General features: G+C 62.9%; 7 protein-coding genes and 1 pseudogene. 3 read left to right on the forward strand and 5 right to left on the reverse strand.

Annotated features, from left to right (window positions below; genetic code table 11):
• Positions 1-165: 165 nt before the first annotated feature.
• Positions 166-327: pseudogene (locus ACLQI9_RS28620) on the forward strand (IS30 family transposase); the annotation flags it as partial.
• Here ACLQI9_RS28620 and ACLQI9_RS28625 read toward each other — a convergent pair.
• Positions 305-976 (reverse strand): hypothetical protein, encoded by a 672-nt coding sequence (locus tag ACLQI9_RS28625; RefSeq protein ID WP_442383441.1) that lies wholly within the window; start codon positions 974-976, stop codon positions 305-307. The pseudogene ACLQI9_RS28620 and the gene ACLQI9_RS28625 overlap by 23 nt on opposite strands.
• A 29-nt stretch (positions 977-1005) precedes the next feature.
• Positions 1006-1221 carry a hypothetical protein gene (locus ACLQI9_RS28630; RefSeq protein WP_442392478.1) on the reverse strand — a complete coding sequence of 72 codons (216 nt, stop codon included), beginning with the start codon at positions 1219-1221 and terminating at the stop codon, positions 1006-1008.
• 295 nt (positions 1222-1516) lie between these two features.
• On the opposite strand from ACLQI9_RS28630, the gene ACLQI9_RS28635 reads away from it, so the two are divergent.
• On the forward strand, positions 1517-2062 hold the full coding sequence (locus ACLQI9_RS28635) for a DUF3455 domain-containing protein (protein ID WP_442383439.1): 546 nt from the start codon (positions 1517-1519) through the stop codon (positions 2060-2062).
• A gap of 927 nt (positions 2063-2989) precedes the next feature.
• Here ACLQI9_RS28635 and ACLQI9_RS28640 read toward each other — a convergent pair.
• Together ACLQI9_RS28640 and ACLQI9_RS28645 are read right to left on the reverse strand one after the other, a co-directional pair.
• A complete protein-coding gene (locus ACLQI9_RS28640) occupies positions 2990-3499 on the reverse strand; it encodes a ferritin (protein WP_442383437.1) in 510 nt (169 codons plus the stop codon).
• A gap of 83 nt (positions 3500-3582) precedes the next feature.
• Positions 3583-4881, reverse strand: coding sequence for an ISL3 family transposase (locus tag ACLQI9_RS28645; protein WP_442392479.1), 1299 nt, complete (start codon positions 4879-4881; stop codon positions 3583-3585).
• A gap of 715 nt (positions 4882-5596) precedes the next feature.
• Here ACLQI9_RS28645 and ACLQI9_RS28650 point away from each other — a divergent pair.
• Positions 5597-6169, forward strand: a complete 573-nt coding sequence (locus ACLQI9_RS28650; protein ID WP_442383435.1) for a recombinase family protein — start codon at positions 5597-5599, stop codon at positions 6167-6169.
• 72 nt (positions 6170-6241) lie between these two features.
• On the opposite strand, the gene ACLQI9_RS28655 is transcribed toward ACLQI9_RS28650, so the two are convergent.
• A partial coding sequence (locus ACLQI9_RS28655; RefSeq protein WP_442392480.1) for a hypothetical protein occupies positions 6242-6507 on the reverse strand: 266 nt, incomplete at its 5' end.

Consider the following 6507-nt stretch of genomic DNA (forward strand, 5'->3'; position numbering starts at 1 on the left):
GTCCGCCGGCGGCGTGCTGGCCTGGTTGGTCAACACCGGAGCGTCCGCGGTGATTGGATTGGTCGTCGGAGCCGTAGTCGTCGCACTCATGCACCTGCTGTCGTTCGGTCGGCGAGGTCGCTCCTCCCCGTAGACGTCAGCACCCGCCGGACTCGTCATTTAGACCCATGGCAGCGCGGTACCAACGAGAACATCAACCGGCTGCTGCGCCAATACCTGCACAAGAACGCCGACCTGTCCACGTTCACCCAGGACGAGCTCAACGTCATCGCCGCCAAACTCAACCATCGCCCGCGTCGAGTACTCAGCTGGGCAACCCCAGCCGAAGGCAGCCCAACACCACCCGGGTTTCAAGTCGCATCATTGTCGCTGGGGTCGCGGCGGTGTACACGAGCCAGTTGCCATCGCCAGACGTTTCGACGCTCACTGTGGAGCCGTCGCTATCGACAATACTGGCGTTGCTGTCCTGAAGGTGGCCCAGCCAATAGGGATCACCACAGCGGAAGCGGACGGCGCCGAATAGCTGATCGCCACCGCTCAAGTGGCGATCGCCCACCACGGCGTAGTCCGCCTTGTAATAGGGACGCCCCCCTGTGAAGAAGTGGCCGCTGCCGCCGTGGTTACGGGCGTTAACCAGCGTGACGGACTCACCCGATTCGAAATGCCCCTGCACCGTGATCGGCAGAAACGACTTGACCGAGTCGGTGGGCGACGCCGTGAAGGCGACACCACCCCGGATGGGCCTTACCCGTGGGTCATCGACCAAGGCGGCACCGAGCATCGCCTCAGGCTGCTGTCCGACCTCTGCCTTAAACTCGCCCCGCACCTTTACCTTGGGCGTCTCAGGTAGCCAGAAGTTGGCGCTGGCAGCAATATTCAAACTGGCCCCCTCAAGATCCTCGGACGTCCATGCGCCCTGCCTGGCTAGCCATGTCGCGGCACCATACGCGCGCAAAGCCCTACCAAGCGAGTACACATTTAGGACCTAAGAGACCCGGACCACTTTCAAGGTAATTGGTTGAGTTTCCGTACGACCGTGCCGGCCGGTGGCGACATGCTTGTGATCTTCCACCATTGAGCGTCTCTGGCCGGGTCGTTATCAGCGTCGTGCCCGTCGGGTGCGATCGCCGCGGCGATGTTAAGGCAGATCAAAACCGGGTCATCGTCTAGGAATTCGAGAGCCTTGCCCACGGCGTTGGGGATCCATCGAAATGCCGTCACCGCTGATTGCATGTATGAATGCGTCGTCGCTATCGGCGTGGGCCGGCGCCGCCAGGCCAATCCCGCCGGTTGCGATCGCCGCTGCTGCGATGGTGAGGAATCGCACGTCAGCATGTTGCAAGTCCCGTTTGGCCCGTGGCAACTCACAGGGGCAAACTCACAGCGAGACGTCTAGTAATTAGCTTTGTACCAACGAGGGGTAGGAAACTGGAGCAATGACCACAAGTCGAGCGCGCGGTCGACCGTGACGAAGGATTCCACTGGGCGTCGCGCGACGCGGAGGAGATACGGATTCATGAAACCTATCGCGCTCTCGATGGCATTCGGCGCGATCGCGATCGGGCCGGGTCTGGCAGCATGCTCGTCGGCTCGCCAGTCTGTGCCAACCTCGAGCAAAACCGCAGCGCCACAGCAGGTTCAGATCCCCGACGCGGTCAAGGTGCCTTCCGGCAACAAGCTTGCCGGTTCGTTTGAGGGCCACGGGGTGCAGATCTACCAGTGCACCAACAACTCCTGGACGCTGTTACAGCCTGCGGCGATCATCAGCGACAACGGCAACCCCATTGCCTTGCATTCCAAAGGCCCGGTGTGGATTTCGACGATCGACGGTAGTGAAGTCAGCGCGACACCGGTACCCAACGCCATGGTGAACCACGATGACGCGATACCGGAGCTGCTGTTGAAGGCCACCGGGAATCACGGTGCCGGGCAGTTCGGCTCGGTCACCTACGTTCAGCGCCTTGTGACCAAGGGCGGGCTGCCGCCGAAGGGCCGATGTGCCAACGGAGCCCAGGTGAGTGTCCCGTATTCGGCGTCTTACCTCTTCTATACCGCTGGTTGAGCCAAGGCAGCCGCGGCTCAGATCAGGTTCTTCTGGTGCACTTCTTCGATGTCAGCCAGGGTCCGGCGTAGGCGCTGGACGGCTCCTTAACAGCCAGCGCGAACAGCGCCTGGAATTGCCGGTTCAGGTCGGATCACTCCGTGAGGTTGGTGGTCCGGTCGAGCTGGTGACACATGCGCCAACGGGTATCACCATGAATGGGCGGACTTGAAACCGTTACAGACCTCCGATGGCGCTAAGTGTCAAGTGCGGGCCGGTCGATGGCATCACGCGCCGGTCCGCGCTCGAGGATGGCGCGTGCCATCTCAGAGGGCTCAGCGCGGGCTCGGGTCAATAGCGTCGATTTTGCTGACCAGATCGCTGAATGGCCTGCGGTCTTGAGATAGCCACCGCCGGTCGGGCCGGCGAAGCTGGCCATGGCAACCGGCGGGCCAACCGGGCCACCCCTGAGCCTGTACGTTGTCTCGGATCTAGAGAAACGAGGCTGATCACATCCTGTCTCAGATAGTTAGTCGATAGGTCCGGTCACGCGGCCCACCGGCACCGCCAACCACCGGCTGACACCCAACCCGACCCGCGGCCGACGGCCCGCGGCGATCACACCTGTCACCACACCGCTTGACGATCGTTGCCTGCTGGCCGGGTACCAGCTGGGCCAGCGTGACCGCTAAATCGGACCGATGTGAGTCTCGGTCTCGAGCATGCATGCGTGCCTTAATGTTTGAGCGCAGTTAGCTGCCGAAGCTACACCTGTACCAGCGATCGTCACCGTGTCGTGGTCGGCTGCGGTCATGAAGCCGGCGACGGTGGTGGCGACACGCCTGTCAGCACCGCCGCCCGGGCCAGGGCGGTGGTGCTGACAGGTCCTGTGGGCAGTGCAAGTCACGCACAGTCATGCGATCGCAGCATCGGCTAGCGCGCGCGGGATTAGGCGGAAGACGAGTTGATGTCCCGGGCGACGAATTCCTCAAGGTCGAACAGGTCGTCTCCGGCGCGCTCGGCGACGCGCAGCAGTGTGGTCATCACCGCCTCTTCTTCGACCTGCTCCTCGAGGAACCACCACATCAACTGCTCGCCGAGGTAGTCACCCTCTTCGCGGGATGCGGCTGCCAGAGCGCTGACTTGCTTGGTGACCGTGCGCTCCGAGTCGAGCGCCAGCGCGATCGCCTCGCGGGGAGTGTCGAACTGATTGCGCACCTCGTCGGCTCCCGGGATCTCGACCCCGAAATCGCGGTCGATGAAGTATTGCACCATCTTCATCGCGTGCTCGCGTTCCTCGCCGGCATGCCGGTAAAAGAACTTCGCCAGCTGCGGCAGGTCATCGTTGTCGAAATACACCGCGATTGCAATATATTGCTGCGTCACGGTGAATTCGTTACGGATCTGCTCTTGCAGGAGCGTGTGGAATTTCGTTTTGGGGGTGTTGTGATTGGTCATGACGAGCATCCTAATTGCAGGTCAGAGAGTGTTGCGACGAAGGTAATACTTACTCAGGCAATCTTTTCCTAAGTAAAGCGGCTCTACGCAGCCAAGCGTGGTAGGCGGCCTCGTAGTGGTGTCGGGGTGTGATGTTGCCAGGTAATTCCGCAGTGCAGTAGCAGGCGCAGCCGGTAGTTGTGGAAGTTTCTGAATCCGTGACCGACACGCAGGATTTTCTTGATCAGTAGGTTGACCGCTTCGGTAGGCCCGTTGCTGATCCGGCCGGTGCTGAAGTAGGCCAGGAATTCAGCCCGCCAGGTCGTGAGGGTCCGCGCCAGCCGTCGCAGCTCCGGCACGTGGGAGTCGATACAGGTCACGGTCCAGTCGTAGAGGCGGGCGGCGGCCTGGTCGCGATGGCGGCAGCGATAGATCGCGCGCAGCTCCTGGGCAGCGACCCAGGCGGCAGCGACCTGACCGTCCTCGTCGCCGGCTTCGATGCCGGCCAGCAGCCGCGCCCAGCCGGTGGTGGTGAGGTGCTCGGCGCCGCGGCGCAGCACCCGGCGGATGCCGTAGAGCGGGTCATCGCGGCGGCCGCGATGCCCGTAGGTGTGTTGTTGGACGCGGCGGCGTACGTCATCGACGGCGGCGAACCCCAGCCGCACCGCATGGAAGGCATCCAGGACCCGCACCGCGTGCGGCAGGCCGGCCGACAGGGCGGCGCCGTAACCGCGGAACGGATCCAAGGCGGCCACCTGGATGCCGGCGACCCACTCGGTGGGTTGATCAATGAGCCAGTCGGCCAACACCTTCCGGCTTCGCCCCGGGATGATGTCGATGAGCTTTCCGCCATGCAGGTCGACGATTCCGGTGGCGAACACCGTCGAGCGCCCGGGTCGGGCACGCAGAAACGCCGTCTCATCCACCCCGACCGCGGCCACCCCGTCAATACGTTTGGGGTGCTCGATCAACGGGGTGCCGTAATCGACCACGGCCGCCATCACAGTGGCCCAGCCGACCCCGACATCGCGGGCCACCGCCGCCACCGAATGCCCATCACGGCCCACCCGCCGACACGCCTGCTTACGCGCACGCTCACTCCACGACGCCCGCGCCCTGATCTGCGGATGAGTTTCGGTCCAGGTCCGCTGCTCGCACTCCACATGGGTGCAGCGCCAGATGCGTTTGACCCACACCAACGTCACCGGCCGATCCCCGGCAGGCAGATCCCGCACCCACGTCGGACGCCGATCATGCAACCTGGCCACCGCCCCGCACACCGGGCACCAACCCGTCGACGCCGTGGTCTCGATCGCGTACTCCAACTCGCCGTCGCGCTCAGATACGGCCAGCACGGCCATGCCTTCTAGCCCGAGCATCACCGTCGCACTACTGTTGTCCATCACCTGGGGCCTTTCATTCGTGTCCGTAACACCACGAATCATGAGGCCCCAGGCCCGTTTCCGAACTCAGCCAGCCAACCGTGTCGACCCGCCGCTACCACGATTCATTGCGAAGAGCCAGTAAAGCAAGGCTACATTGAAATTAATACGCGGACAGCGTTCCCTAACCGAACAAAGGGTAGGTTTTCCTAAGTATAGTAAGGCTTAGTATTACGAGCATAAATGGTATTGATTACTAGCTGTTGAATCATGTCAAGATGCCCGCGAAGTCCGATTCGTTGACTCATTCGTAGATGCCCGCGAAGTGGTGGCGGTGACGGGGTGCTTTCCGGCTGGGTCCGGCCTTATTGGTGGTGAGGGTGACCAGCTCGCTGGTGAGGGCCTGGATGCGGCGTTGCACGGCGGCGGGCGGACAGCGTGAGACGGGCTAGGACACCGCTCTTCTGATCGGTGTGTTGCGGTGGGGGAACCCGCTACGGGAACGGCGCAGGCCGATGAGGTTTCTCCGTGGAGTCGTCCCACAAGGCCCGCCCGGTGAAGATTCCTGCGCAGGTGCCTCAATCGGTGAAGGATCGGCGTCTCGTTTCTAAGAACCGAGACAGCTAGCGGGCGCCCCTCCTCCAGCATGTAGTCCCAGCTCACGCTGTCTCGTTTCTTGTCTCGCATCGCGTGTCTCAAATCCCCACTGTCGGTGGGCAATGAGACAGTCATCGGTATGACGGCGATCCTCGGTTATGCACGGGTCAGCACCACCGGCCAGGACCTTGACGCGCAGCTCACCGCGCTCGCTGCAGCTGGCGTTGGCGCGGACCGGGTGTTCACCGACAAACTTTCAGGTTCGGCGAAAACAGCCCGCCCGGGCCTGACGGCCATGCTGGACTACCCTCGCGCCGGCGACACGGTCGTGGTCGGCGCCATCGACCGCCTCGGCCGCTCGGTTGCCGAAGTTACCCGCACAATCACCGAACTCGGTGAGCGCCGAATCATATTGCGGGCCTTGCGGGAAGGAATCGATACCGCTACCCCAACTGGCCGTGCAGTGGCAGCCATCATGGCTACGTTCGCCGAACTCGAGCTCGAGCTTTGCCGCGAGCGGCGGGCCGCATCGCGCGAGTCTCGCCGAGACCGTCAGTTGCCGGCTACGAAGCCGCCGAAACTCAGTCCCGAGCGACAACGCCAGCTGCGTCGGCTTGCCGCCACCGGCGAACCAGTGCGTGAACTCGCCGAAGCGTTTGGCGTTGGACGAGCCACGGCCTACCGCTACCTTGCTCGCGGGGAACTGCAGTAATGACTGAAAAGGCCTGGGAAATAAGTATTCTGAGTCGTGTTGCGCAAGTACTTGCGGATACAACTGACGGACTCACAGGGCGTCAAATCGGTGATCTTGGCTGGTGCATTCGAGCATTACCAGATTGACGGCCTGGGTGATGGCGGCTGCGATCGCCGGGCTCAAAACGGTGGTGAACGGGGCGATCTGGCCGATCTCGGCCCCGATTAGTACGAGCTCTGGCATCGTGCTGTTGGGGTACGCCGCCGGAAGTGCCGCGAGGAGGTTTTCGACGCCTGATCCGTGCATGCCCTGCTGATCGACGGCGGGGACGCAGCCGGTGATGCTGAGGCGATGGA

Source organism: Mycobacterium sp. (genome assembly GCF_052143115.1).
GTDB lineage: Bacteria > Actinomycetota > Actinomycetes > Mycobacteriales > Mycobacteriaceae > Mycobacterium.

Coding starts and splice junctions, on each gene's coding strand:
- ACLQI9_RS28635 (WP_442383439.1), top strand. CDS start 1,517: ATGAAACCTATCGCGCTCTCGATGGCATTCGGCGCGATCGCGATCGGG.
- ACLQI9_RS28640 (WP_442383437.1), bottom strand. CDS start 3,499: ATGACCAATCACAACACCCCCAAAACGAAATTCCACACGCTCCTGCAA.
- ACLQI9_RS28645 (WP_442392479.1), bottom strand. CDS start 4,881: ATGGACAACAGTAGTGCGACGGTGATGCTCGGGCTAGAAGGCATGGCC.
- ACLQI9_RS28650 (WP_442383435.1), top strand. CDS start 5,597: ATGACGGCGATCCTCGGTTATGCACGGGTCAGCACCACCGGCCAGGAC.